Genomic DNA, 26,133 nt, shown 5'->3' on the forward strand with positions numbered 1-26,133 from the left:
GAGCTGGTTCATGTGATAACTAGGCATTTATGTTGGCCTTGAGCGCGTAAGTTATCTGTGGCGCGAGGATAAACGATTGTTGTCAGTCTTAGTCAGAGCGGTAGCGCAACCATCATTAAAGCAAAAAAAACGGCTCCCCATACAATTATGGGCAAGCCGTTTTACATTAAAGCTTAGTTGCTACTGCTAGCACTGCTGGTACTGGTTGAACTTTCAACGGCACTGCTACTGGCACTCGCAACGCTGGAAGAATCAGCTGCGGATTCACTAGAGGCGCTGGTGCTCGTGGCGGTAGCGGTCACAGTATCCTTGATGTTGGTCAAGTTACCAGAGTAGACCCAGTAACGCTTGGCACTAGTCTTGGATGGGCGAATCCGGTACCACATGGAGCCGTTACTCTTCTTAGCGGTCATGTCGATGTCGTAAGTCTTGCCAACCTTAGGCGCAATCTTAGACCAACTCTGACGCTTGGCGTTCTTGTGAGAACCCTTGACGTGGTTGTACAGGTAGTACTTCTTGTACGTGCTGCTCAACTGGGCCTGTTGGTTGACGGCGGTGTAAGTTGCGGACATTAACTTCGTGTGGCTTAAATCAAGATTGTTGTAGTACTTCTTGACCATTTGGTAGAACATCGCCATGGTGTATTTTTGACCGAAGTACTTGCTCCCGGCGCTAGCGTAGTAGCCAACGGGATCGGTATGACTTGAACCGCCAAGGAATTTTGCAACGGAACCATGGGACCAAACCGTTCCCTTACCATCGTAAGCGGCATCGTTAGGCTTCAAGTTGTATTCGTTTAACAGGTAAGCGGTATACCAGGCAGCGTTCGCGATTTCGTGGGCGAAGGCAGACTTGCTGTGAACTTCGACCTGTTCAAATTGCACGAACCGCGCGTTACCTGGATAGCCGACACCCCAAGCTAAGTAGTCGGTGTTGGCGATGTTGATGATGTTGGAAGCATCGACGAAACTGTGAACGAAGGCGTTGTTGTAGTTACGCTTCATGTAGGCAATTTCGTTGTAAATGGTTGAAGACGGGTTGGCCGTTTCGTGAATGACGACCCCTTCAGGCTTAGCTTTACCATTTCGATACGCGTTTTTAGGAAAGCCACCCCAAATTGATTTTGTGACTTTCGCCGGTGTAATTCCCTGACTATTAATATAATCATTGACGTTGGAGCTGGCAGCTGAAGCCGTGGTCGTTGACAGGCCGAAGATTCCGGCTGCCCCCAGTGTGGCCAGTGCAGTTAAAACTACTTTATGCATTTTCACCCTGATCATCCCTCATATCTTTCTTCTAGTTTAATTACGACAGCCGTGCTAGCGGTTGCTCAGTCGATAATATCCGTTATCAACTATATACATGATTGCTGCTCCCGACAACCGCCATATTGGGCTTTTTGCGTAATATTACGGTGTCAATAACGAGTGCTATAGGCTTTGCTGGCGGTGTTTTCAAATAGATTAAATGTTGGTGTCCCCTGTAACTTATCTGTAATATTAAGTGTTCGGTTTTATACATTTCGACCGAGTTAGTTGTTTCCCTGACGATGAATTTGCCGTTAACATTGATATGGCGCCGCTTTCAGCTGGTTTGTGCAGACCTCAAAACAGCCCAGCCCACCCTGAAAAAGTGGGACAATATATCATCCGGCAATCTATTCAGTGTAGCAAATATTTAGTGGAAGCCCGCCAGCGACTTGCGATTGGCAGTTCCGTGAGTCGAGACCCTCTACTGAAAAGGGTAACACCTCACGGCACTGGATTAAAAAATTTTGCTTTGTTGTGCAACCAACCTGACTAACAAGCGACAACATAAAAAGCGTGCACCTACTAGGTTTAGTAGGGCACGCTTTTTGGATAAGTGCTAACGGTTAGTGCCTGTGAAACGCATGTTACTAACTACGAGGTTGCAAGATGAAATTCAGGTTTCATCTCAGTATGGGTCGGTCAACAGTCATCACACCGTCAAATTAGGCTAACTTGTGTGTACTCCGGCTGCCAGGGATTCCGCCTGATGTGGGGACGCTGTCGATGTTATTCCGCAGTCGCCCAGTTCTGTCGCTTCCGGTCAATGTGTAGTTTCTGCTGACATTCGGGACAGAGACCATAAACCTCAACGTGATTGCTCGTTACCAAGTAACCGGTTTGCGCGCTGGCCTGATGGTTCAGTTCCTGTTCGATTTCATCGAAGTCGGGGGCGAAGACGTCGGTAATCTTACCGCAGTTTTCACAGATAACGTGGTAGTGGGGGCGCCCATAGAAATCATAGCGAATACCGCCGTTGTCGTTCGGCAATTCAATGACGATACCCAGGTCCACTAAGAGGTTAAGCGTGTTATAAACGGTCGCCATGCTAAGGTTAGGGAGCTGGTCGGATAAGGCGTTAAAAATGGTGTCGACCGCCGGATGGTTATGGTGCGTCACCAAGTAAGTCAAAATAATCTGCCGTTGCGGGGTCACCCGGACGTGATGTGCCTTCAGCGTCTTCAAGGCTTGATTGAGAAGTTGTTGCTGACTAGCCATTGGGAATCCCTCCTTTAATTTATAATCAGTCTAGTTTGACTCTATTAAACCACATTTTGACGACACGTCCAGCATTCCGCTCCACTTTAGAATAAATCGTGATTAAAAATTAAAATTTACCAGATTGGCGTTTACTTTTTCGTGGATAGTGAGTACAATGGATTCGTTAGCAGATAATAATCATTCTAAACTGGTTAAGATTAATTAGATACACCTAACTTTTGTTTCTAACTAGTGTTAAACTAAAATATGATTGAATGATCGGAAATCTTTTGGGGGCGAAGTAGTTATGAAAAAAGCAAAGAAGCAAGCGACGTTAGCACAACGGATCAACGTGCTCCGTGCGAGTGTGATGGGGGCTAACGACGGGATCTTATCCGTTGCCGGAATCGTTATTGGTGTTGCCGGGGCGGCCACCAGTAGTTATGCCATCTTTATCTCGGGAATCGCTGGGATGATTGCGGGGACGGTGTCCATGGCCATGGGCGAGTATGTCTCGGTCAACACGCAAAAGGACGCGCAACGTAAGGCCATTGAAACCCAAACAGTCGCATTAGATGACAATTACGATGACGAGTTTTCTTTTGTCCGTGACAAGTACGTAGCGACTGGCATCAAACCAGAATTAGCAGCGCAGGCCACGAAGGAAATGATGGCCGAAGATCCCATTAAGACCACCGTCCGTGAACGGTTTGGCTTTAACGTTGGTGAGTATACCAATCCGTTTTCCGCAGCGATTGCATCGATGATTTCTTTCCCCACGGGGTCGATTTTACCCTTGCTGTCGATTACCTTACTGCCAGCTAAGTGGCGCATCCTGGGGACCTTCTTGGCCGTAGTCGTGGCGTTATCAATTACCGGTTACGTGGCGGCCTTGCTGGGAAATGCAAACCGTCGGAACGGGACGATGCGGAACGTCATCGCCGGAATTTTAACGATGCTGGTCACATACGGCATCGGTAGCTTATTTGCCTAGGGGAGGCTCAACTATGGTTGCAAATCAAGAATTGAAAAAAACGAAAAAGCAACACCAAACGATGGAAGAAAAACTTAACACGTTGCGGGCTGGTGTTCTGGGATCTAATGATGGTATTCTGACCGTCGTCGGGGTGCTGTTCAGTGTTGCCGCCGCAACGAATAATCAATTCACCATTTTTATCGCCGGCCTATCCGACTTACTCGCCTGCGCCTTTTCCATGGCGTCGGGTGAATACGCTTCTGTCAGCACGCAGAAGGATACCGAAAAGGCGGCCGTGGACAAGGAAGAACGGTTACTGGCCACGGACTACGCGGGTCAATTAAAGGCCGTGCAACAATTTTACCTAGACCGGGGTGTCAGTGAGGCGACATCGCTGGCCATCGCCAAGGACTTGATGAGTAAGGATGCGTTGGGCACCGTTGTGAACGTTAAGGAAGACATTCAACTCGGCCACTACATGAACCCGTGGGACGCGGCCTTTTCTTCACTGTTTGCGGCGGCCCTCGGTGGTACTTTCCCGTTGATTGCGATGACTATCTTTCCGGCCGCAACGCAGTGGCCAGCAACCATTGTGGCGGTGCTATTGTCGGTAACTTTAACGGGTTTTCTGAGTGCTAAATTAGGACATGGGCTAGTGAAGACAGCCATTATTCGTAACGTGATTGTCGGGATTATTACCATGTTCATTCACTACTATGTCGGGCAATTCTTCTAAGCGGATTATTCCCACTTTCTTATTGCATTGCCAGAGAGCAAGTGTACAATGGGTCGAATACGTTAGATAGCGATCACTAGACGGCTTGATGACCATATACTGGTCAGCATAGCTAGTCCAGGACACTAGCTGGCGGATTATCTTTTGAAAGTGAGGAATTTGGCTTGAAGCGCAAGATGAGTTTATTCTCTTTAGTCATGTTAACGCTGAGTGCCATCATTGGTTCGGGTTGGCTATTTGGGGCAGGAATGGCTGCCCAAATCGCTGGCCCAGCCGCAGTTTTATCATGGATTTTAGGGGCCGTTGTCATTGGCCTGATTGCATTAAATTACATTGAATTGGGAACGATGTTTCCCACGAGTGGCGGGATGAGTCAGTACGCCGCGTTCTCCCACGGTCCGTTGTTGGGGTTCGTCGCGGGCTGGTCGAACTGGTTGTCGCTCTTAACGATTATTCCCATCGAAGCGGTGGCGGCGGTTCAGTACATGAGTTCCTGGCCGTGGGCTTGGGCCAACTGGACCCGGGGCTTTCTGAAGGACGGCAACATCACCAACGAAGGGTTAGTGATTGTCTTCCTGTTCATTCTGGCCTTTACCCTCCTGAACTTCTGGTCGGTAAAGTTGTTGACCAGATTTACGAGTTTTATTTCGATCTTTAAATTGGCGATTCCCACGTTGACCATCATCGTCTTGATCTGGACGGGGTTTGAACCGCAAAACTTTGCGCACACCGCTGGCTTCATGCCGGCCGGGAGTGCATCGATCTTCTCGGCAACAACGGCAGCGGGGATTATCTTCTCCTACAATGCGTTTCAGACGACCATTAACATGGGTAATGAGATCGAACACCCGGAACGTAACATTTTCTGGGGAATCGTGATTGCGTTTAGTATCAGTACCGTGATCTATACCATGTTGCAGATTGCCTTTATTGGCGCGGTGCCTACGGGAATGCTGCAACATGGCTGGCAGGGCGTTAACTTCCAGTCGCCATTTGCTGATATTGCCATCCTGTTGAACTTGGGGTGGTTATCAACATTGCTGTACTTGGACGCATTCGTGTCACCGTTTGGCACCGGGGTTTCCTTCGTCGCAACGACCAGTCGGGCACTGGCCGCGATGACGGGAACCAAGCACATTCCCACGCGGTTAGGCGAAATCAATCGCAAGTATCAGACGCCGCGGCGGGCGATGGTCGTCAACATGGTGTTGGGCGTCGTCTTGGTCGCGGGCTTCCGCAATTGGAGTACGTTGTCCAACGTGATTTCGACATCGACGTTGATCGCCTATTTGACGGGGCCGGTGACGGTGACGGCATTGCGGCGGCAAGGGCCGAAGTTTGTCCGGCCGTTTCGCTTGCACGGCGTTCATTGGTGGGCGCCACTGGCTTACGTGTTGGCTAGTCTAGCCATCTACTGGGCCAAGTGGCCGACGACAATTGAAGTCTTTGGGGTGATTGCCCTAGGGCTGATCTGCTACGTCTACTATGAAGTCAGAAAACCGGCGGGGTGGCATGCTTTACGTGCGAGCCTCAAGGGCAGTCGTTGGTTGTTAGCCGAGATGGTTTGGCTGACCATCATGTCCTTGATTGGAAGTACGGAGTTTGGCGGTCTGGGGACACTCCCCTATCCACTGGATTTCGTCTTCGTAGCCGGGGGGAGCTTGGCCTGCTATTACTTGGGCGTGCATGATGCCTATTACAGCGAATCATTTAGTATTGCTGAAGAATTGAATCAACGCGTTACTGAAGAGTAGGATGTTATGGGAGTTTCTGACCAGTTGCTGGTGGGAACTCCTTTTTATTTACAGAGTAATTGAGTCCCGAACCTTTACAATCGGTTAGATCAGATGGCGGTTATGTGGCCGAAAAATATCCTTTTGACTAAACTGAGGCTAATTAAGGGAGAGGGATGTGTGATGAAAAATGTTGTTAAAGGCATTGTTGCTATGGGAGTGGGTGTGAGCCTCTTAGGCGGTACACTAACGGCATCAGCTAGCTCACAATACTCCGCTAGTCGGTCCAACTCAGTTAGGTTAGTCTGGCGGGCAAGTATGGGGAGACATGCACTGGTAGCGAGTCAAGGCGCACGCTACTCGGAACACTTAGGCATTCGCTATGACTACAACAGTGACACACCAGATATGGTTTGGTATACAAATGCCCATGAAGAGCTGTATGACGTGGACTCTGGCAACTATTTAATTTACTATCACGTGAATAGTGCGGATGGCCAGCACGGTGGCTGGATTTGGCGGGGGTACTTGAAGGATGCTAGTTCCGTTAAAAAGACTAAGACGAGTGCACCAGCCACAACGCCATCGACGAGCACGGATGGGAATGGTTCGACGGATTCGAATACGTCAACGGATAGTACTACACCGGCTACAACGTCGACGATGGATTGGACACCGTATATTCAAGTGGATGCTCTTGAGCCAGCAGATATTAACTTGATGAAACAATTTCCAAATTCGTTTTATAGTGAACAGGCCGCTGGAGCTGCAAATGACTTTCTAGAAACTGGAACTGGTAGAGATATTTTAGATCAAGGTAGGACAACTGAACTTCTGCATCAAGAGTATAGTGATTTCTTGGCTGGATGGGGATTAAAAACAAATAGTTTCCAAGTGATTTTGTTTAATGTGAGTGATCCTAATAGTAGTAGTGAAGTGGCTCAGGCATTGACCGATGCAGGATATGATACTGGTGTCAGGGATAATCAATATAAAGGTTGGTATGTTGGTGGTCAGATTGAGCCAGCAGATGCAGAAAGTGAGACGACTCCGGCCGGAGAAGGTATACTTTTCCTAGTAAAAGAGTAGAATAATAAAAATATAGAAAAATTGGTTTATGAAATCTAAAGAGACTTCATAGACCAATTTTATCGTGAGAATTATTAGGTGGATGATGTGATTTATCTTGACGTTAGAGCGATAGTATTATTGGTGGATGACTGAAGACATTTTCCTAAAATAATTTTTGAAGAATGAATTAGTCATATTTAATGGCAACCAGCAAAAACTTTCTTAACATTAGGAAACGTTTTAGGGAATTAAGTAGTTTTCAACACAGGTTCTGACTAAACTAAATGTATAACTGGGGAGGTTAGAACATGAAACAAGTTGTTAAGGGAATTATTGCGTTGGGTGTTGGTGTCAGTTTACTAGGCAGTTTGGGAACGACAGCGTCAGCGAACTCGCAGTACTCGGCTAGTCGGTCCAATTCGGTTCGGTTAGTTTGGCGGGCTAAGATGGGCCGGCACGCCATGACCGCGGTTAAGGGGAGTCGTTACTCGAAACACTTGGGTACCTGGTATGGCTATAATAGTAGCCTGTCAGACGTGACGTGGTATACCAATGCGCATGAAAAATTGTATGATGTGGCGACGGGCAAATACTTAATTTATTACCATGTGAACAGCGCTGACGGTCAGCATGGGGGTTGGATCTGGCGCGGTTACTTAAAGTCGGCGGCTACGACTCCCGCCACGCCAACCACGTCAAGCATGAACTGGACGGCGGCAACGCAGGCAGAGCAGTTACGACCCGCAGATATCAAACTGATGCAGTTGTTCCCCCATGCCGCGTACGACGGTGCGTTGATGGCAGTGGTCAATCAAGTCTTTGCGTCGCCCACCAATCAACCGATTTTAACGGAGGAAGATAGCGGGGCTAACAATGACTTTGACCAGTTATTAACGAAAAATAACGCGTTATACAGTGCCTTCTACCTGGTCCGGTTTAAAGTTGACGACCCGAATAGCTTAGCGGAAGTAAAACAGGCTGTGAATGACAAACTCACTGCGGGTCAACGAGCTGACCTTCAACGGTGGCGGATTGCGGGTAAAATAGCGCCTAGTGATTCGTCCAACCAGTCGCCCTATTTGAAGAGTGGCATGGGACTCTTGGTTTTTGCGGCTAAATAACTAAAAACACATTTCTGGACCGAATGACTCGGCACACAGAAATGTGTTTTTTTACGATCTAAAGTGGTTAATGCCGCAGCGTCCAACGCCACTGGTCATCAGTTTTTATAAAGCCCGCCGCAGTTAGGACGGCATCGTCCAGCAGGGTGGTATCTGGTAAGGTCAGTTTGGTCAATTGAAGTTCCTCACGGCCGAAACTAACTAAGCGGTCGACGATTTCTTGCTGTTCGGCGACGGGGAGGCGTTTGCCGGTTAGGCAAGCCTGGCCCTTGTGCGCGCTGAGGTCTAAGTTGGTGAAGCCCCCCCAGCCAATTAACTTGTGCGTCTGCCGCCGTTCAATTCCCCAAGTCAGTGCGGTACGGGCCATGGTGTTGCGCATGGTGCCGTTGACCCAGTCAGCCGTTTCGCCGAGGTCTTGATTAGTCAGGTCGGCAACGTTCTTTAATTTAAAGCGGGTGAGCCAATCGAAACGAAAAGTAGGGGTTAATAGGGGATGATACCCTTCGAAGCTAGACATGTGCGGTGATTCCTTTCTGAATCCGTTTAGCCCCATTGTACCGGTAAATGCAACTGAACGCTAGTGACTTCCTCGGTGTTAATCGTTCAGCTGTGCTATACTTGAAAGTGATATTGGCAAGTTGAAAGGGGTAGCACACATGACGGAAGATTTTTATATTGGAACTTACACCAAGCGGATTAGTCGCGGCATCTACCGGGTCAGCGTGGACACCAAGGCACCGAAGTTAACGGATTGTGAATGGTTAGCATCAGCTGGGAGCCCAACCTACATTGCAAAGGCCAAGGCTAAGCGGCTGTACGTCATCAACAAGAAGGAAACTGATGGTGAAACGCATGGTGGATTGATCATCTACGATATGAGCGAAGACAAGCCACGGGCCATTCAACAGGTCTTGGCAACGGGTTCTTCACCAGCATATGTCGCAGTTGACGAAGCGCGTCAGCTGGTCTACACGGCGAACTACCATACCGCTGCGGTTCAGGTCTACGCCATCGCTGCTGACGGAACGTTGACGGAAACGGACAAAGTGATCGACCAAGATCCAGTTGGTCCAGCACCCGAACAAGCCGACGGTCCCCACCCCCATTTTGCTGACTTGACCCCAGATAACCGGTTAGTCGTTTGTGACTTGGGTTCAGATAAAGTTTATCTGTACGACGTGTCCGACGCCGGCAAATTGACCCCCGTTAGCCACGTGGACTTACCCGCTGGCTACGGGCCACGGCACATCGTCTTTGACGCCAAAAAGGGTGTTGCGTACTTAGTTGGTGAATTAAGCAGTAACGTGGCCACTTTGGCTTACGATGCGGCTGCCGGCAAGTTCACGGTAAAGTCGATTATCTCGACGATTCCGGACGACTGGACGGCGCACAACGGTTCCGCTGCGATTCGGTTGAGTAGTGATGGTCGGTTCGTTTACGTGTCCAACCGGGGCAACAACTCGATTACGGTCTTCGCGACCGCAGAAGACGGCACGTTGACGACGGTGCAACGCATCTCCACGGAAGGTGACTTCCCACGGGACTTCAACTGGACTGCTGATCAAAGCCTAGTCTTAGTGGTCAACCAGAACTCCGACAATGCTAGTCTGTATCAACGCGATGCGCAGAGCGGTAAGCTGACCTTGGTTCAAAAAGACTTCATGGTACCGGAAGGCGTTAGCGTTTTACCGGCTTAAAGAAGAGCGTGAGGCTAAAGGTGATTAGCTGATGCGCATTAAAGCGGATGGTTCAATAATCCTGGGCTTGGATTGTTGGGCTATTAGGTTTAAACGGAGCCGGCTGCCTTTTGGCACACATTTTAGCAAGATAAAATAAAGAATAGCGTTTGGAAGGCTGTCAATTCAGCCATTCCAAACGCTATTTTAGTCTCTAATTGAAAGCTGAAAGCCACGCCTCAGCCTAGTATTGGCAAGCGTCTAGACTGTCATTAGACCTTAATCAGGATAATGGGTCTTAAAATACGCTGCCATGGTCTGCAAATGGTGTTCCAGACTGAGCCGCTTGACGACGCCTAGGCCGGGAAAATGCTGCGTCACGTGATAATCGGCGAGTGCTAGGGCGGCCGGTGTCTGGACTGCCGCCGATTGCTCCGGCAACCAAGCCGCTAGTTTGGCGACCGCTTGAAAGAACTTTTCCTTCGGGTGGCGGTAGTCGTCACGGTCATCGGATACGAAGCGGTGAATCCGTAACTGGTCGCCAGCGAAGTAGGTCAGATGGAGGGTGACGGCCCGTGACGGATAACCATGCTCGCTGTAGTGAGCGCCGCCAATCGTGTAGTCGCTGACGCTAGTATAACCGTCTAGGGGAGCCGTTTGCCAGTCCTCACTGAAGAAACCGTCCTCGATGTCGGCGTAGCTCCGATCGTGTTCGGGAATCCAGGCATGGTCGTACAGACTACCGGTTGAGCGGCTGAGCAACTGGCGAATTCGCGCTTCCGGCGGGACCAAGAGGTAGGTTGGTGCCGTTAACCACCCGGCGTGTTGGGCAGCGACTAACTCGTCGTATTGCCGCGCGACCAACAGCGTTTGTTGGGTTGCTGAGGGCTGGAGGTCACGTGGAATAGTGGTGGGGGTCAAGATGTGACCGATGATAAGATTGGAATTTTCAGCGTAGGGGCGCCAATCGTAGAGCTTCTGCTGGGTCAAGGCGTAATCACTGACGGTGGGGTTGGCGATGACCACAAGGGGTTGGTCGTGTTCCACGAAGGCGGCCACGGTCTGTGGCAACGCGCGAATATCGCGAACCGGTTCAATAATTGGAATAATGTTTCGCGGCAAAACGTGTTGTTGGGCAATGTTTTTCAGCGCCAGCAGGTCGTATTGGCGACCCCGAAAGTAAGGAAAGTAGATCATGGGCGTTGCTCCCTGAGCTTCTCTTGTAGCTCGTGGCGTTCCAAGTTGAGAGCGTCAATCTCACTTTGAAGGGCCGTGACCGCGGCAGATTGGGTGTCATCGATGAATTGGTCATAAAAATTGGCCGCGGGATCGTAAATGTCATAGTGTTGATGGCGCTTTTTCAGCTCCTGATAGAGACGCTCGGTGCTGTATTGTTTGAGGCCGGTGGCCATCTGTTTGGCCTTACCGACCTCGCGCGCCTGCGAGGCGATGAAGCGGGTGGTCAGTTCCGATGCGGGAACCTGCAACTCCTGGTGGCGTGGGGGCCGGGTAATGGTCAAATAGCCCGGTGTGGTGGGCGCCTCGGTCGCTGTGGCCAACATTTCTGGGTCGAATGGCCGGTAGATCAACACCCCAATGTGCGCGGGAATCTCGTCGGCGACCGCTTGGTACAGCTTTAATGGCAGAACGAAGTAATTGTAATGGCCAACGAAGGAGAGCTTGGCCTTGGAGTGAAAGTCGCTCTTGGTGACCTTCAGCTCGTAGCAGCGCCACTCGATGGACTTGTCCGCTAATTCCTGATAGCTGAGCGTGTCGACGATGCCGGCGTCGGCGGGCATCGTGACCTCTTCCACGGCAAAGGCCCCGGCTTCTCTGCAGTAGGCATAAAGGGTGGCTTCCATGGCTAACGTTAATTTGGTTTTCATTGTGAGACCTCCTGGTGCCAAAAGTTCTGAACGGCGGTCGGCAATTGTTCCGGACGGTAGAGACGACGGAAATGTTGCCAGTGACGAGGATAGAGTTGCGTGTAGCGGGGACTGGCGAAGCGTTGGTCCATCAATAAAATAATGCCAACGTCATGGGATCCGCGAATCAACCGGCCCGCTGCCTGAAAGACGTTATTCAAGCCGGGCAGCTGATAAGCGTACGCGAAACCGTTATGCGAGTCTTGATCAAAGTAGTCGCGAATCAGGTCGGTCTCGGGATTGATTCCCGGCAGGCCAACGCTGACAATCCCGACACCGATCAAGCGGTCAGCTTTTAAGTCGATTCCTTCAGCGAAGATGCCGCCCAGGAGAGCGAAGCCGACCAGCGTTGTAGTGGGATTGGCCTTGAAATTAGCGAGAAATGCCGTCCGGTCCGCTTCGGCCATTTGGGCTTGTTGACTGACGGTGTGAATGTGGGGATAGGCCATGGCGAAGGCTTGACTGACATCGAGGAGGTAGTGATAGGACGGCAGAAAAATCAGGTAGTTCCCGGTCTTGCCGTCGACCAGCGTTTTAATGGCCAGCAGGATGTTTGCAAGATTGGCGTCACGCTGTTTGTAAGTAGTTTGGATGTAGGTCGTGACCAGGATTTCTTGGTGCTGCGGCTCAAATGGCGAGTCGAGACGGTAGGCCAGACTGTCCTGATCACCCCCCAGCACCGTTTGGTAGTAGTCCATGGGAGACAGGGTCGCGGAGAACAGGACGGCGCCGTGGCCGAGGGCGAGACTGTTGGCGAGAAAGGCGCTGGGATCCAAACAGAGTTCCTTCAAGGTGATGTTGCCATCGGCGATTTCTAAGCGCATGCGGTAGGTGTCATCGTAGTAGTCACCGATGCGCTGATAGCTGATGGCGGCAAAGTAGTAGTCAAGGATGGCCTGGGTGAAGGGCGTCTGTGGTTGATCGACCAACCAGTCGTGAATGGCTTCGACCAGGCGGCCAAGATCGTGTTCAAAGTTTTCCGGCGGCGTCAGAAAGGTGCTATCGGTGCGACCATCCGCGAGCAGTGGCGCACAAATGTCGTCAAAGGTCGCCCGTAGATCAGCCAATCGGCGGTGCAATTTCTTGCTGGCTTGGGGCAGGTCGCGGCTCATCTCAACCAGGTGGTCGAGGGGCTGACTGCTGATTGCTGCGGAGTACATGTCCCGCGAACGGCTGACCAGGTTGTGAGCCTCGTCAATCAGGAAAAAGTTGTCGGGATCCTCGGTCGCAAAGAAACGCTGCAGGTGAACTTGCGGGTCGAACAGGTAGTTGTAGTCACCGATGATGACATCACAAAAGAGACTGGCGTCGAGTTGAAATTCAAACGGGTCCAGCGTGTGTTTGCGCGCATATTCTTCGATGACCGGGCGGGTAAGCTGGTCGTTATTTTCAAGCAGATCTAGCAGTGCCGGTTTGAGACGGTCGTAATAGCCCAGCATGTAGGGATTCTCCTCGGGCAACAGATCGGCCTCTTCAGGAAAGGCAATTTTGGCCTTGGCGGTGAGCGTGATGCTCTTCAACTTGAGCCCCTGACTGGCCATGAGGGTGATGGCTTCTTCGGCGACACGGCGGGTGCTTTGCTTGGCGGTGAGGTAAAAAATTCGTTGAATGACACCTTCACCGACAGCTTTAATGGTAGGAAAGAGGGTGGAGATCGTCTTCCCCGTTCCGGTTGGTGCCTCGGCAAAGAGTCGTTTGCTGGTGAGGATAGTCTTGTAAACGGCTACTGCCAGTTCACGTTGACCGGGCCGGTAGTGGTCGAAGGGAAAGGTCAGCTGTTTAATAGTTGGGTCGCGCCGGTCACGCAGGTCAGAACGAAATTTGAGCCAAGTGACGTATTCGGTGATGACAGTATCGAAGAAGTCTTGCGCTTCAGCCCGGGTGATGGTTTGGTCGGTTTGCGTGGTGGTCTCGGTGTTGGTCTGAAAATAGGTCAGGGTGAGGGTCACGGCATCGAGATCCGTTTCCTTTGCCATCAAAAGGTAGGCGTAGATCTTGACCTGTGCCCAGTAGAGGGTCAGGGTGTTATCGCTGAGCTGGTCGAAAACGGTCTCTGAGGTCTTGATTTCCTCGATGGTGGCGCCGTCTTTGGTCAGGGTGACGCCATCGGCTCGACCGTGGAGCAGGTAGTCGTTTCCATTTAGCGTTAAGTTTTTATCGAGATAATATTCCTTTTGGTAGTCGGCTCCCCGCTGCTTTTGTAAGCGTCGGTGAATCTGAGCACCAAGTAGGGCCGTGTTCTGACTCCCAGAAGTGCTGCTGAGGTCACCAGTTCGTAAGGTGAACTCCACCAACTCACGCACGCCTAATTTAATGGTCATGACCCGTCACCTCACTTTCATTACGAAGTTTTAACTTACTGTTGAGGGGAGCAACGCAATCCGGCGCCTCCCGTCGATGTGATACACACAACCGGTATCATACCATAGATTTCGGTAAGTTTGAACGCGCGTTCGGCTGGAATGACTTATTGTGAATTTTTTATAAAAGTATTGGCAACGGTCATGTAATCGCTTACAATAGAACCAGAGGTGATCACGATGAAAACAATTGGCTTTCCTTTATATGAAGTAACGCCCCCGGTCGACGAAGCAGCCGCGCTGCAGCAAATCTGCTCACGCTACACGGGTACGGCAACGATCAAGGTTCGCGATGTCGAACTGAATCCGCAGCTCCAGCATGAAGTGGCCCAGTTATCAAAGTACGGTGGTAAGTTCATTCAAGTGGTTGCAGATGGTCCGGACGAAGCCCAGTTAGCGGCAGCAATTCATCAGCAGTTGGCAAAGGATCAATTCTGTTATTAAAGGTTGAAGGATCCAAGCCTGTTTTACCAACAACAATGGTCCTAAAACTAGGCAACTTGGTGGTCTGGTCGCCTTACCGGCCGGCAGATATGAGCTGGAACGGTGCGAACACAACTTGAAGCCTCGTAAATCACGAGTCTACAAGGTTGGTTTTCTACTAAGCCAGTAAGAAAAACACTTACTGACTAAGTAGAACGACGCGCCTGAGCTCATATCTGCCGACCTCTCGGCTTACATTGTGCACTCAGGCGACTTTGAGAATAACCGTAACGGACGTTATCAATTGACTCCACAATGCCAGGTAGCTGTGGGCTATAGCCGTTGTCTTGATAAAACACCGTCAGCGTCGGAGGGGGCCGGGGATGGAGCCAGCCGTGAAAGTGGTCTTAGCTGGTTACGAATTTTCAGCCAGCTTACAACCCGGGCGACTTTGGAGACACGCGATTTTCGTGGCTTCAAAGCGAGCGAGAAGACTGGTGGTCTGTCAGTCTGAAGCGTCCCCACAGCAGGCGGAATCCCTGGCAGCCGGAGTGCGCCCAATTTAGCCTAATTTAACGGTGCGACTGCTTACCAATACTGAGATGAGACCTGAATTTTATTTTTCAACCTTTAGTTTTGTTATTAAAGAGATTGTGTTAGAGGGCTAGGTCAATTCCTAACTCTTTTTTAGTTAGTGATTGCTTGACGAGTGGTGAGGGATTCGCTAAGCTCAATTTAGATTGTGTGAAGGGAGTCACCACATTTGGACGAAGCAAAAATTGCACGGCTGTGTCAGATTGCCCCCAAGTACGGGCTGACGTTGGCCCATGAGGGATTGGTCATTACCGCGGTCAATGGCAAGGCCACGAGTTTGGATACGACCAAGTACATGCCAGACCAATTTATCGACCTGTTGGCACAGATTATTGCGACCAATATGAAAGCCGATTTATGGCAGTGGCAGTAACGACAAGTGGGGGTCATTTTAACACGGTAAGTTACGGTGGCCCACAACTAAAAATACGAGAGAAAATTTGGGGTCACCGCGATGGCGATTAGAAATTTTCTCTCGTATTTATTTTGGTTTTGATTAGATGAACGTTAGGCTTCTTCCCAACGGTCGAAGTCCTGGGCGTGGTTAGCCAAGTAAGCAATGGCTTCGTTGCCCAACGTTTCGCTGGCGGCCGTGAAGTCGTGTTGCTGGTTGTCCTCATCGGCATCTGCTTCATCGCGTAAAAATCCGGCGGCTAGGTCGAGATACTTGGTGCGGCGCCCAACCCCGTCGTCCTTAAATAGTCGATCCAAACCGGTTAAGTCGGATTTGGCTGCCGCTGCGACCTTCTGGGCCAAATCGGGTTGCTTTCCCAATTTTTCAGCTGCATAATCCATCAGAAAGTCATTCATATCAACGATAATAGCGTGCCGTTCTGCGCGTTCATTTTTGTTTGCCACTTCTGGTCACCTCTTAATTCTAATTCTAGTCATTTACCGGGTAAGACGCAATTAATCCCCCATAGTTGTTGGAAAAATCGTGTTTGGGGGTTAACTATCTGAAATATCGAAAATAAATCAGAAATCCGGCAACATTTACCGAAAATTTACACGAATGCGACCAATAATATATATTCATCGCTTAGAATCAAGGTTGTAAGTTAAGGGGAGGCACCACGAAGATGCTTAGCTTACGAAGTGGTGGTTCTACTATACTTAAAAAAAGACATGGAGTGACAGAGATGAATAAGGGATCAAAGTTAGCAATGGGGATTGCAGCAATTAGTTTACTATTAGTGGGTTGTGGCAAGGCCACGAGCTCATCCAGTAGCAAGGGCAGTAGCAGCGAAGCACTATCCGGCAAGGTGACAGCGGTTGGCTCAACTGCCTTACAACCATTGGCAGCAAAGGCCGGCGCCAACTTCACCGCTAAGAACAGCAAGGTGACTTTGACGGTTCAAGGTGGTGGTTCCGGGACTGGGTTGAGCCAAGTTCAAGCTGGTGCCGTTTCTATCGGGGACTCTGATATTTTCGCTGAAGAAAAAGATGGTATCAAAGCTGACAAATTAACGGACCACAAGGTTGCCGTTGTGGGGATGGCCCCAGTTGTCAACAAAGACGCCGGTATCAAGAACCTGAAGATGGCGCAATTAAAGCAAATCTTTACGGGTAAGATCACTAACTGGAAAGAAGTCGGTGGTAAGGACCAAAAGATCGTCATCATCAACCGGGCCCAAGGTAGTGGGACGCGAGCAACCTTTGAGAATGCTGTCCTGAAGGGGACGGACGCTGTGAAGTCTCAAGAACAAGACTCTAACGGTGCTGTTCAAAAGATCGTTGGCTCAACGCCAGGTGCAGTGAGCTACTTAGCCTTCTCCTACTTCACGAACAAGTTACAAGCCGTTTCCATTGATGGCGTAACGCCAACGGACAACAATGTTGAAACGAACAAGTGGAAGATCTGGTCTTACGAACACATGTACACGAAGGGCACGCCTGACAAGGCCACGACTGCCTTCTTGAAGTACATGGACTCTAAAGATGTTCAAGACAGCTTGGTTAAGGACATGGGTTACATCAGTATCCACGACATGAAGGTCGCTAAGGATGCTAAGGGTACCGTTACGCAAAACTAATTTTTAAAAGCAGTTGTTTGTCACATGGGTGGAGGTGCGGTCGTAGCACCTTCATCTTTTTTTAAGGGGGAGTCAACTTATGGAACAAACCAATTTTCAATTGAAAAAACAAGACGCCCAATCCCACGAATGGGATGTCCGCCTGCACCGGGCAACCCGCGCAACCCGTGAAGATTGGCTTGGGCGCGGCATCAGCTACCTCTGTATTGGCGTGATTATCTTGGTGGTCGCGTCCATGCTGTGGTTTATTACTTCTAAAGGAATCGCCACGTTCACTCAGAATCATGTGAGCCTGTGGAAGTTCCTGTCGGGAACCAACTGGGCACCTGATCAAGGCAATATTGGGGCCTTACCCATGATTGTGGGGTCGTTTGCCGTGACCTTTGCCGCGGCCATCGTGGCAACACCATTTGCGGTCGGGACCGCCATCTTCATGACGGAAATTTCACCCAACAAGGGGCGTAAAGTGCTCCAACCCGTGATTGAGTTACTGGTGGGAATTCCATCAGTTGTGTATGGGTTTATTGGGTTGGCCGTTGTGGTGCCCTTCATGCGGCATTTAGTTGGTGGATCTGGTTTCGGAATCATCTCGGCTACCTTTGTGCTCTTCGTCATGGTGTTACCGACGATTACCACGATGACGGTCGACAGTTTACGTGCCGTTCCCCGGCACTATAAAGAAGCCTCATTGGCCTTAGGCGCCACGCGTTGGCAAACCGTTTCCCGAGTAATCTTACGTTCCGCAACGCCCGGAATCTTGACTGCGGTCATCTTCGGGATGGCGCGAGCTTTCGGTGAAGCCTTGGCCGTTCAAATGGTTATCGGGAATGCAGCCATTATGCCCAAGAACTTGATTTCACCAGCCTCGACCTTGACCAGCCAGTTAACGACTGGAATTGGGGATACTATCGATGGAACGTTACCGAACAACGCCTTGTGGTCCTTAGCGTTGATTCTATTACTGATGTCATTATTCTTTAACGCACTGGTTCGGTTCATCGCAAAGAGGGGGCAATTAAAGAATGGGCGCTAAACGAACAGACTTTATCGCGACGGTCATCATTAATTTGATTGTGGCTGCGGTGGTTGGTATCTTGATCTTCTTATTGGCCTACATCTTGATTGCCGGATTACCCCATGTGAGCTGGTCCTTCTTAACCGGAACGACCGATGCCTTCAGTGGTGCCGGTGGTATCGGCGTGCAACTCTTCAACTCCTTTTACCTATTAGTGCTGACAATGTTGATTTCCATCCCGATTTCCTTAGGGGCAGGGATTTACTTGGCGGAGTACGCGAAGGACAATTGGCGGACGAGCTTGATCCGTTCAGCAATTGAAGTTCTGAGCTCATTGCCGTCCGTTGTCGTTGGGCTATTTGGTTTCCTGCTGTTTGTCGTGAAGTTCAAGATTGGTTTTTCCGTTATCTCTGGGGCGATTGCGTTAACCTTCTTCAACTTGCCCCTGTTGACGCGAAATATTGAAGAGTCATTGAGTGCCGTTCCCCGTAATCAGCGGGAGGCAGGGCTGTCATTGGGCTTATCCAAATGGAAGACTGAAATTGGGATTATCTTACCCGTGGCATTGCCAGGAATCGTGACTGGAATCGTGCTAAGTGCCGGTCGGGTCTTCGGTGAAGCCGCTGCCTTGATTTACACGGCTGGTCAGAGTGCCCCCGTCACGAACTTTGCGGATTGGAATCCAATGGACGCAGCCAGCCCATTGAATCCGTTCCGACCAGCAGAGACGTTGGCTGTCCACATTTGGAAGGTCAACACGGAGGGACTAGCTAGCAATGCATCGCAGCTGTCCGCTGCTGCTTCGGCCGTCCTGATTATTGCCGTGCTATTGTTCAACTTAGGTGCCCGGGTATTGGGGAACTTCCTCTACCGGCGCGTCACGGCTAGCAAGTAAGAGGAGGAGCTGCAATGTTAAAACAGTATTCATTTGAAAAAACGGCGGTGCAGACCTTCGCCGGCAACGTGTCCTTGGCGATGCGAACGGAAAACTTGCAGGTCTTCTATGGCGCCAACCACGCCATGCATGATGCGGACCTGGGCTTTCCTAAGAACCAAATTACAGCGCTGATTGGGGCTTCAGGCTCTGGAAAGTCGACGTACCTGCGTTCGTTGAACCGGATGAACGATGGGATTGCGACCGTGACTGGTAAAATCTGGTATCACGATGTTGATATCAACGAGCCTAACGTGAACATTTACGAAATTCGCCGCCATATCGGCATGGTCTTTCAACGGCCTAACCCCTTTGCAAAGTCGATTCGTGAAAATATCGTTTACGCGTTGAAGGCCAACGGAATTAAAGGAAAAGCAGAATTAGAAGAACGCGTCGAGACGAGTTTAAAGGGTGCCGCTCTGTGGGATGAAGTCAAGGATAGCTTGGACAAGAGTGCCTTGGCGCTATCTGGGGGGCAACAACAGCGGTTATGTATTGCCCGCTCGATTGCCATGGAACCCGATGTGCTGCTACTGGACGAACCTTGTAGCGCGTTAGATCCGATTTCAACGGTTAAGGTTGAAGAGACGCTACTGCAATTGCAGAAAAAGTATTCAATTATCATCGTGACCCACAACATGCAACAAGCTGCGCGGGTCAGCAGCCAGTGTGCGTTCTTCCATCTCGGTCACGTGATGGAGTACACGCCAACGGCCACGATGTTTAGTAACCCTCAGATTCCGGCCACTCAGGATTACATTTCCGGAAGCTTTGGGTAAATGGTTTAGAAGTAAGTGACCAGAGGGCCTGAGGCGAAAGTCTCAGGCCCTCTTTGACCGCCCCCAACAGCGAGCCGTCGCTCAGCGGGGACACACCAACTGATTAACTTAACAGATTATAAAAATGACACTGACAACATCTGAAAATGAGATGTTATCAGTGCCATTTGATTTGTCATGAGGACGATGCAGCTTAAGTTAATGGTGCATCTTAAATTCTAAGTAGCGGTCATTATAGAGCTCGACGATGCTTGGTGACAAGTCGCGATAGACCTGCAGATGGTCGATGGTCTTCTGATCAGGGTAGAATTCTCGGTCATGACGCACAGCCTTGGGTAACAGGGCCTTGGCTTTCTTATTCGGTGTCGCGTAGCCGATGTAGTTTGCGTTTTGCGCGGCATTCTTCGGCTCACTCATGAAGTTGAGAAAGGCGTAAATGGCATTGTAGTGTTGGGCCGTTTTGGGAATGACTAGATTGTCGAACCACAAGTTACTCCCTTCGCTAGGGACAACGTAGTGCAGATGCCGATTTCCAGCCAGCATTTCTGACGCTTCACCCGACCAGTCCACAGCTAGCGGAGCTTCATCTTGAATCATGTACATCTTGATTTCGTCGGCAACTACTGCTTTGACGTTGGGCGCTAACGTGTTCAGACGCTTTTCAGCGGCCAGCAACGTTTGGGGATCGGTTGCGTTCATCGACTTGTGGAGCGTGACCAGCGACATACCCATGATATCTCTGGCCGAATCAATCAGCATGATCTTGTCACGGAACTTGGGTGACCATAAGTCATCCCAATGTTGAACGTCACTGGCTTTGACCATTTTATCGTTGTACACGATTCCCAGCGTCCCCCAGAAGTAAGGCATGGAGTAACGGTTACCGCGGTCGAACGACTGATTGAGAAATTGCTGGTCGAAGTTGCCCCAGCCAGTTAGGCGACTTTTGTCCAATGGCTGTAAGAGGTGCGCGCGCTTCATTTTCGACACCATGTAATCACTAGGGACAGCTAAGTCGTAGTGCGTGCCCCCCTGATTGATTTTGGTATACATGGCTTCGTTACTGTCGAAGGTCTCGACGTTCACGTGATAACCCGTTTCTTTCTGAAATTTGGTCAAGAGGGTGGGGTCAATATAGTCGCCCCAGTTGTATAGATTGAGGACCTTACTGCCGGTACTCCCACTGGATTTTTCCAGCGATTGACTCGTGTAGGCCAGCAATCCACAGACAGCGAGCAAGCCCACGATTAAACTGAGTAAACGTTTCATGAGGCCACCTCCCGCTTGTGGTGCTTACGTTTCTGACTGGCCTGTTGAATCCAATAATAACCACCGACCAGTAACAGTGAGAAGAGGAACATGACGCCGGACAAGGCATTGATCTCTAGGTTGATACCCTGACGTGCTCGGGAGTAAATTTCCACGGACAGTGTAGAGAAGCCGTTCCCAGTGACGAAGAACGTGACCGCAAAGTCATCTAACGAGTAGGTCAACGCCATGAAAAAGCCCGCGAAAATTCCGGGTGAAATGAAGGGGATGATGACCTGAGTCAAGAGTTGCCGGGTCGTTGCCCCCAAGTCCTCTGCGGCGTCTAGCAGTGAAGACGACATTTCTCGTAGCCGGGGGAGGACCATCAGGACCACGATGGGAATCTCGAAGGCAATGTGGCTCATCAGAACCGATCCAAAGCCCAAAGGAATCTTTAACATCGTGAAGAAAATCAAGAAACTAGCCCCAATGATGACATCGGGTGAGACCATCAGGACGTTATTGAGCGTCAAAAGAGATTCACGGGTGACCCGTTTGGTGGTGCGGTTGATTCCCAGCGCCCCTAGCGTGCCAATCAGGGTTGCAATCAACGATGACAGTAAGGCAACCAGCAACGTGTTGGCAACGATGGCGAGCATGCGGGCATCGCTGAACAGTGTTTGATAATGGCGCCACGTGAAGCCGTGGTAATTGGTCATCGTTTCACCTTGACTGAAGGAGTACACAATCAGAAAGACAATGGGCGCGTACAAGACGGCAAAGACCAAAATTAGGTAGAGATTCGCTAATTTTTTACTCATCGTGGTGCGCCTCCTTTCGGCTTCTTATCGCCGGTCAAGGTCATGACGATGATCATCGCGACAATCAGGATGACCCCAATCGTGGAGCCCATCCCCCAGTTCATAGTCGTTAAGAAATGTTCCTCGATCGCAGTCCCCAGTGTAATGACCTTGTTGCCACCAATCAGGCGGGTCAACATGAAGAGGGAGAGCGAGGGAATGAAGACGGCTTGTACGCCGGCCTTGACGCCAGGAAGGGTCAACGGGAAAATGACTCGGCGGAACGTCTGCCAGTTGCTGGCACCGAGGTCACGACTGGCATTGACAAAGGCGGGATTCAAATCATCGATCGAATTATAGATCGGTAGGATCATGAATGGAATCTGAATGTAGGTCGCCACGAAGATGAAGCTGGCGTTGGTGAACAGAATTTGCTGGGGACCAATACCAATGAAGGTCAAAAATTGGTTGGCCAGGCCGGCCTGACTAAAGATACCGATGAAGGCGTAGGCCTTGAGCAAAATGTTGATCCACGTGGGTAAAATGACCAGCAGTAACCAGAATTGGCGATGCTTGAGCTGGTGTAGGAAATAGGCCGTGGGGTAACTGATGAGGCCAGTGAAGAGGGTGATCAGAAAAGCGTACCACACGGAATTCAGCGTCATTTTAAGATAGGTGGCCGATTGAAAATAAGTGCTGTAATTTCCCAGGGTGAAGTGATGGCCGAGGTCAAAGAATGATTGGTAAATGATCAGTGCGACCGGGGCGATGACAAATAATGCCAGCCACAGGCCATAAGGAATGAAGTACAGCCAAGTTCTACGTTTCGTCACTGCTCTCATCCTCCTCCCCCTCGTAGGTTTCTAGGCGGGCGTCGAATTCGGCTTCTTTTTCGCCGAAACGCATGACGTGGAGGTCTTGTGGCCGGAAGGTGATCCCGACACTCTGACCATCTTCAGCCGGGTTGACGGAATGAATCAACCAATCGTTGCCCAGGTCGTCAGTTGCGGCGATTTCATAGTAGTCACCGCGGAATAGTTGGGTGTCGATGGTCACAACGAGCTTGGCGTTGGCGGGGTCGGTCAAGGTCAGATCTTCGGGACGAATCACAATTTCAACGGCTTCATTGGCGGGAATCCCGGCATCGGCACATTCAAATTGGCGACCGCCAAAGGCGACTTGGAAGTCGTCGAGCATTTTACCGGGCAAAATGTTGCTTTCACCAATGAAGTCCGCAACAAAATGGTTGATGGGCTCATCATAAATATCAACGGGGGTGCCACTTTGCAGGACTTCTCCCTGATTCATGACGAAGATTTCATCGCTCATCGCCAAGGCTTCTTCCTGGTCGTGGGTCACGAATAAAAAGGTAATCCCGAGGCGTTGCTGCAGGTCACGTAATTCGTATTGCATTTCTCGCCGCAATTTGGCATCCAGTGCAGAAAGGGGTTCATCAAGAAGTAGCACTTTTGGTTGCATGACGATGGCGCGGGCAATGGCGATTCGCTGTTGTTGCCCCCCGGATAACGCACTGATTTCGCGGTCGCCGTAGTCGGCGAGTTGGACCAATTTGAGCGCGTTAGCAACGCGAGTCGTGATTTCTTTTTTTGGTGTCTTTTTGAGCGTCAGACCAAAGGCAACGTTTTCCGCCACGGTCAGGTGGGGGAACAGCGCATAGTCTTGGAAGACGGTGTTCACGTTACGTTTGTTGGCGGGTACGTCGTTGATGCGCTTGCCAGCGAACAGAACGTCGCCCGCGGTCGCATCAGTAAAGCCGGCGATGGTTCGCAAGATGGTCGTTTTACCGCAGCCTGACGGTCCGAGCAGCGTGTAAAATTTGCCGGACTCTAGCGTAAGGTCAATATTCTTTAAAATGGTCGCGTCACCGTAACGCTTGGTGACGTGGTGAAGCGCAATGATGGGTTGAGTCATCAGGCTACCTCCTCTGAGTAATAAATTTGGTTGCAGATTAAAGTGGTCGCATGGTAGCTAATAGAAATTCTACGGGTATAGACTAAAACGTAGGCCGATTTGATCTCTAGAATCCGAAAAATAGGGCTCAATTTTCGTCTTTTATAAATGCGACAGGACTTGTTGCAACTCCATTGATTATAGCGGGTTTAGCGGCAAAAAGAAATGAAAAAAGATGACGAACAGCGCAGATGATTAAGGCAGGAAATTAACTGTGAAAGGTTAGAAAATTAACTACGCTAAGAGTGGGCGATTTCCCCCAAAAAGGATTGACCTTTGAGTTCTGAAGATTAAAATTAAATTAGCTTTTTTATTTATATTTAATTTTGCATGTGAATCAATACAGATTGAAGGGCGACAACGATTATGGCTTTGGGGCATGAGCGTTTACATACCACAAAGAGTTCAGCAGGATAGGTGGGATGACATGAAAAAAAGCAAAGTTATCGTCGTTAGTGGGGTGACTGGTAGTGGTAAGACAACACTAGTTTCAGCGCTAGCGCAGACCTTGCCAGATAGTGCGGTAATTTCCTTTGATGATTACGATATTGACGCCTTGCCGTCAGCACCAGCGATCGATACCCCGGTTGCGGAAGCCGTGAATCAATATGACATTAGTTTGCTAATGGCGGACTTTTTACGGGTATACGGCCAGTATGCGACCGTCATCGTTGACTTCCCGTTTGGCCGTGAACATCAACGCTTGGCGCCCTACATTGATACGGTGATTTATGTAAAAACGCCGTTGGACGTTTGTTTTGCTCGACAACTGTTGCGCGATTATCAGCAGCAGTCAGCTCAGGATATCTTGAAATGGGCGCGGACTTACCTTGATTTTGCGCGCCCAATCTTTGTCGATCATGAACAGGTGGTGGGTGCCACTGCGGATATGATTGTGGATGGCACGCTGACGGTTTCACAAGAGGTTGCTGAAGTTTTGACAGAAGTGGGGGATTCGCTTGGAAATGGGAGTGAATCCGGATCAATTTGACTTGATTCGCGCGGGCAGTAAGACCATTGAGATTCGATTAAACGATGAAAAACGCCGTCGCCTGCATGTCGGTGACGTGATCTGTTTTCGCAACGTGGCGGATGAGACCCAGCGGCTGGATAGACGGGTGAAGAAGCTCCGTCGGTTTACGACCTTCGCTGAGCTTTACGGGCGCTATTCGCCGGTTAGTGTGGGGAGTGCGCCAACCGATGATATTGCCCAGATGGTCGCCGATACGTATACCATTTACACGCCAGCGCAGGAACAGCGATGGGGTGTGGTGGCGATTGAGATTTAGAAAAATAGCCATGAAAAAAGCCATGTTCAGCGCGAACATGGCTTTTGTAGACGTTAGATTAACTGAAAACGTATTTCCATAAAACGGTGGCCGCAATGGCACCAGCAATCGGTGCGACGATCGGCACCCAGGCATAACCGAATTGCGAGCTGCCCTTGTGTTCGAAGGGCCAGATAGCGTGGAGAATCCGGGGCGCGATATCCCGGGCAGGGTTCAACGCAGGACCAGTGGCGCCACCTAGGGAGACCACTAAACACATGACCAGGAATCCCAGTCCGATAAAATCGGCACGAGAGTCGACTTTGTCGGCGGTCATGGCAACCGCACCCAGAACCAATAGGAAGGTCCCCAGGAACTCGTTGACGAACCCGTTGAAACTACTACCGGCAGCGTCAATCGTGGAAAAGGTTCCCAGAATGGCTTCGGCATCAGTCGTCCGGTCGTAGTAAGGCTTGTAGGCAATTACGACGGCTAGTTGACCGACGAAGGCGCCCAGTAGTTGGGCGATTATGTAAGGCAGAACTTCTTGCCAGGGGAAATTCCCGACAACGGCCGCGCCAATCGTCATGGCCGGATTAATCTGTGCACCAGAGATGGTGGCGAACATCAAGGCGGGAATCATGACCCCAATGCCGTACCCAAACCCGATAAGAACCCAGCCACCGTGATAGCCTTTGGTTCCCTTTAGTTCAACGTTGGCAACGGAACCGTTACCGAGGCCAACCATAATGGCTGTCCCCACAAATTCGGCAATACACCGAATGAATAATGAATAATGCATGCTTTCAACTCCACTATAATTTCTGCTATTGTTAGTTTAGCCCACCGACAACTGGCAGGTCTAAAAAACAACAGTATTACAATCATACGCCACTCACAGCTTGTTTTCAGCAGTATTTTCAATTTAAGACATAATTGATGGAAACTATCAGAAAATGCTTC

26 protein-coding genes are annotated in these 26,133 nt (G+C 50.1%); 14 read left to right on the forward strand and 12 right to left on the reverse strand.

The genetic code is table 11. The features are described 5' to 3' along the window. Positions 1-173 precede the first annotated feature (173 nt). Positions 174-1,265, reverse strand: coding sequence for a peptidoglycan recognition protein family protein (locus FAY32_RS01065; protein ID WP_143461476.1), 1,092 nt, complete (start codon positions 1,263-1,265; stop codon positions 174-176). A gap of 771 nt (positions 1,266-2,036) precedes the next feature. Next, entirely contained in the window at positions 2,037-2,525 is a 489-nt protein-coding gene (locus FAY32_RS01070) for a Fur family transcriptional regulator (protein WP_143461477.1), read from the reverse strand. A 289-nt stretch (positions 2,526-2,814) separates the two neighbouring features. Between FAY32_RS01070 and FAY32_RS01075 the strand changes: the two genes are divergently transcribed. From FAY32_RS01075 to FAY32_RS14845, 5 genes are all read left to right on the forward strand, one after another. Next, positions 2,815-3,501: a VIT1/CCC1 transporter family protein gene (locus FAY32_RS01075; RefSeq protein WP_143461478.1), complete on the forward strand. Its 687-nt coding sequence runs from the start codon at positions 2,815-2,817 to the stop codon at positions 3,499-3,501. 13 nt (positions 3,502-3,514) lie between these two features. Then, positions 3,515-4,219: a VIT1/CCC1 transporter family protein gene (locus FAY32_RS01080; RefSeq protein WP_143461479.1), complete on the forward strand. Its 705-nt coding sequence runs from the start codon at positions 3,515-3,517 to the stop codon at positions 4,217-4,219. Between the two features lie 176 nt (positions 4,220-4,395). Further along, positions 4,396-5,973, forward strand: coding sequence for an APC family permease (locus FAY32_RS01085; RefSeq protein ID WP_225428268.1), 1,578 nt, complete (start codon positions 4,396-4,398; stop codon positions 5,971-5,973). 162 nt (positions 5,974-6,135) lie between these two features. After that, positions 6,136-7,041: a hypothetical protein gene (locus FAY32_RS14840; RefSeq protein WP_225428262.1), complete on the forward strand. Its 906-nt coding sequence runs from the start codon at positions 6,136-6,138 to the stop codon at positions 7,039-7,041. A 290-nt stretch (positions 7,042-7,331) separates the two neighbouring features. After that, positions 7,332-8,144 carry a hypothetical protein gene (locus FAY32_RS14845; protein WP_225428263.1) on the forward strand — a complete coding sequence of 271 codons (813 nt, stop codon included), beginning with the start codon at positions 7,332-7,334 and terminating at the stop codon, positions 8,142-8,144. Between the two features lie 67 nt (positions 8,145-8,211). Here the strand turns inward: FAY32_RS14845 and FAY32_RS01100 are convergent, their stop codons facing one another. After that, positions 8,212-8,661, reverse strand: a complete 450-nt coding sequence (locus FAY32_RS01100; protein WP_143461481.1) for a GNAT family N-acetyltransferase — start codon at positions 8,659-8,661, stop codon at positions 8,212-8,214. Positions 8,662-8,800: 139 nt separating this feature from the next. Between FAY32_RS01100 and FAY32_RS01105 the strand changes: the two genes are divergently transcribed. After that, complete coding sequence (locus FAY32_RS01105) at positions 8,801-9,841, forward strand: lactonase family protein (RefSeq protein ID WP_143461482.1); 1,041 nt, start codon at positions 8,801-8,803, stop codon at positions 9,839-9,841. Positions 9,842-10,099: 258 nt separating this feature from the next. On the opposite strand, the gene FAY32_RS01110 is transcribed toward FAY32_RS01105, so the two are convergent. The 3 genes from FAY32_RS01110 to FAY32_RS01120 are packed head-to-tail and all read right to left on the reverse strand — an operon-like array spanning position 10,100 to position 14,066. Beyond that, positions 10,100-11,017 carry a sce7725 family protein gene (locus FAY32_RS01110; protein ID WP_143461483.1) on the reverse strand — a complete coding sequence of 306 codons (918 nt, stop codon included), beginning with the start codon at positions 11,015-11,017 and terminating at the stop codon, positions 10,100-10,102. Then, complete coding sequence (locus FAY32_RS01115; RefSeq protein ID WP_143461484.1) at positions 11,014-11,706, reverse strand: hypothetical protein; 693 nt, start codon at positions 11,704-11,706, stop codon at positions 11,014-11,016. The genes FAY32_RS01110 and FAY32_RS01115 overlap by 4 nt, the downstream gene beginning before the upstream one ends. Continuing rightward, positions 11,703-14,066 (reverse strand): ATP-dependent DNA helicase, encoded by a 2,364-nt coding sequence (locus FAY32_RS01120; protein ID WP_143461485.1) that lies wholly within the window; start codon positions 14,064-14,066, stop codon positions 11,703-11,705. The genes FAY32_RS01115 and FAY32_RS01120 overlap by 4 nt, the downstream gene beginning before the upstream one ends. Positions 14,067-14,285: 219 nt before the next feature. On the opposite strand from FAY32_RS01120, the gene FAY32_RS01125 reads away from it, so the two are divergent. Together FAY32_RS01125 and FAY32_RS01130 are read left to right on the forward strand one after the other, a co-directional pair. Beyond that, positions 14,286-14,549, forward strand: a complete 264-nt coding sequence (locus FAY32_RS01125; RefSeq protein WP_143461486.1) for a PTS sugar transporter — start codon at positions 14,286-14,288, stop codon at positions 14,547-14,549. Between the two features lie 742 nt (positions 14,550-15,291). Then, positions 15,292-15,495 (forward strand): hypothetical protein, encoded by a 204-nt coding sequence (locus FAY32_RS01130; protein WP_143461487.1) that lies wholly within the window; start codon positions 15,292-15,294, stop codon positions 15,493-15,495. Positions 15,496-15,629: 134 nt separating this feature from the next. Here the strand turns inward: FAY32_RS01130 and FAY32_RS01135 are convergent, their stop codons facing one another. Further along, positions 15,630-15,980, reverse strand: a complete 351-nt coding sequence (locus FAY32_RS01135; RefSeq protein WP_143461488.1) for a hypothetical protein — start codon at positions 15,978-15,980, stop codon at positions 15,630-15,632. A gap of 281 nt (positions 15,981-16,261) precedes the next feature. Between FAY32_RS01135 and FAY32_RS01140 the strand changes: the two genes are divergently transcribed. From FAY32_RS01140 to pstB, 4 genes are all read left to right on the forward strand, one after another. Next, positions 16,262-17,155, forward strand: coding sequence for a phosphate ABC transporter substrate-binding protein PstS family protein (locus FAY32_RS01140; RefSeq protein ID WP_143461489.1), 894 nt, complete (start codon positions 16,262-16,264; stop codon positions 17,153-17,155). A gap of 79 nt (positions 17,156-17,234) precedes the next feature. Next, complete coding sequence (gene pstC, locus FAY32_RS01145) at positions 17,235-18,188, forward strand: phosphate ABC transporter permease subunit PstC (RefSeq protein WP_143461490.1); 954 nt, start codon at positions 17,235-17,237, stop codon at positions 18,186-18,188. Continuing rightward, complete coding sequence (gene pstA / locus FAY32_RS01150; RefSeq protein WP_143461491.1) at positions 18,178-19,065, forward strand: phosphate ABC transporter permease PstA; 888 nt, start codon at positions 18,178-18,180, stop codon at positions 19,063-19,065. The genes pstC and pstA overlap by 11 nt, the downstream gene beginning before the upstream one ends. Positions 19,066-19,079: 14 nt before the next feature. Next, positions 19,080-19,883: a phosphate ABC transporter ATP-binding protein PstB gene (pstB, locus tag FAY32_RS01155; RefSeq protein WP_143461492.1), complete on the forward strand. Its 804-nt coding sequence runs from the start codon at positions 19,080-19,082 to the stop codon at positions 19,881-19,883. Positions 19,884-20,081: 198 nt separating this feature from the next. Here the strand turns inward: pstB and FAY32_RS01160 are convergent, their stop codons facing one another. Genes FAY32_RS01160 through FAY32_RS01175 form a run of 4 tightly spaced genes read right to left on the reverse strand, consistent with a single transcriptional unit; the run spans position 20,082 to position 23,863 of the window. Beyond that, complete coding sequence (locus FAY32_RS01160) at positions 20,082-21,152, reverse strand: ABC transporter substrate-binding protein (protein WP_143461493.1); 1,071 nt, start codon at positions 21,150-21,152, stop codon at positions 20,082-20,084. Then, positions 21,149-21,952 (reverse strand): ABC transporter permease, encoded by an 804-nt coding sequence (locus FAY32_RS01165; protein ID WP_143461495.1) that lies wholly within the window; start codon positions 21,950-21,952, stop codon positions 21,149-21,151. Before FAY32_RS01165 ends, FAY32_RS01160 begins: the two co-directional genes overlap by 4 nt. Then, a complete protein-coding gene (locus FAY32_RS01170) occupies positions 21,949-22,773 on the reverse strand; it encodes an ABC transporter permease (protein WP_048735050.1) in 825 nt (274 codons plus the stop codon). The genes FAY32_RS01165 and FAY32_RS01170 overlap by 4 nt, the downstream gene beginning before the upstream one ends. Continuing rightward, complete coding sequence (locus FAY32_RS01175; protein ID WP_143461498.1) at positions 22,751-23,863, reverse strand: ABC transporter ATP-binding protein; 1,113 nt, start codon at positions 23,861-23,863, stop codon at positions 22,751-22,753. The genes FAY32_RS01170 and FAY32_RS01175 overlap by 23 nt, the downstream gene beginning before the upstream one ends. Before the next feature lie 466 nt (positions 23,864-24,329). Here FAY32_RS01175 and FAY32_RS01180 point away from each other — a divergent pair, with 466 nt between their 5' ends. Both FAY32_RS01180 and FAY32_RS01185 read left to right on the forward strand, forming a co-directional pair. Next, positions 24,330-24,893: an AAA family ATPase gene (locus tag FAY32_RS01180; RefSeq protein WP_143461500.1), complete on the forward strand. Its 564-nt coding sequence runs from the start codon at positions 24,330-24,332 to the stop codon at positions 24,891-24,893. Then, positions 24,862-25,191 carry an ASCH domain-containing protein gene (locus FAY32_RS01185; RefSeq protein WP_191988124.1) on the forward strand — a complete coding sequence of 110 codons (330 nt, stop codon included), beginning with the start codon at positions 24,862-24,864 and terminating at the stop codon, positions 25,189-25,191. Before FAY32_RS01180 ends, FAY32_RS01185 begins: the two co-directional genes overlap by 32 nt. 58 nt (positions 25,192-25,249) lie before the next feature. Here FAY32_RS01185 and FAY32_RS01190 read toward each other — a convergent pair whose 3' ends face one another. After that, on the reverse strand, positions 25,250-25,972 hold the full coding sequence (locus FAY32_RS01190) for an MIP/aquaporin family protein (protein WP_143461501.1): 723 nt from the start codon (positions 25,970-25,972) through the stop codon (positions 25,250-25,252). Positions 25,973-26,133 lie beyond the last annotated feature (161 nt).

Source organism: Levilactobacillus enshiensis (assembly GCF_007115095.1).
In the GTDB taxonomy this organism is placed as follows: Bacteria; Bacillota; Bacilli; order Lactobacillales; family Lactobacillaceae; genus Levilactobacillus; species Levilactobacillus enshiensis.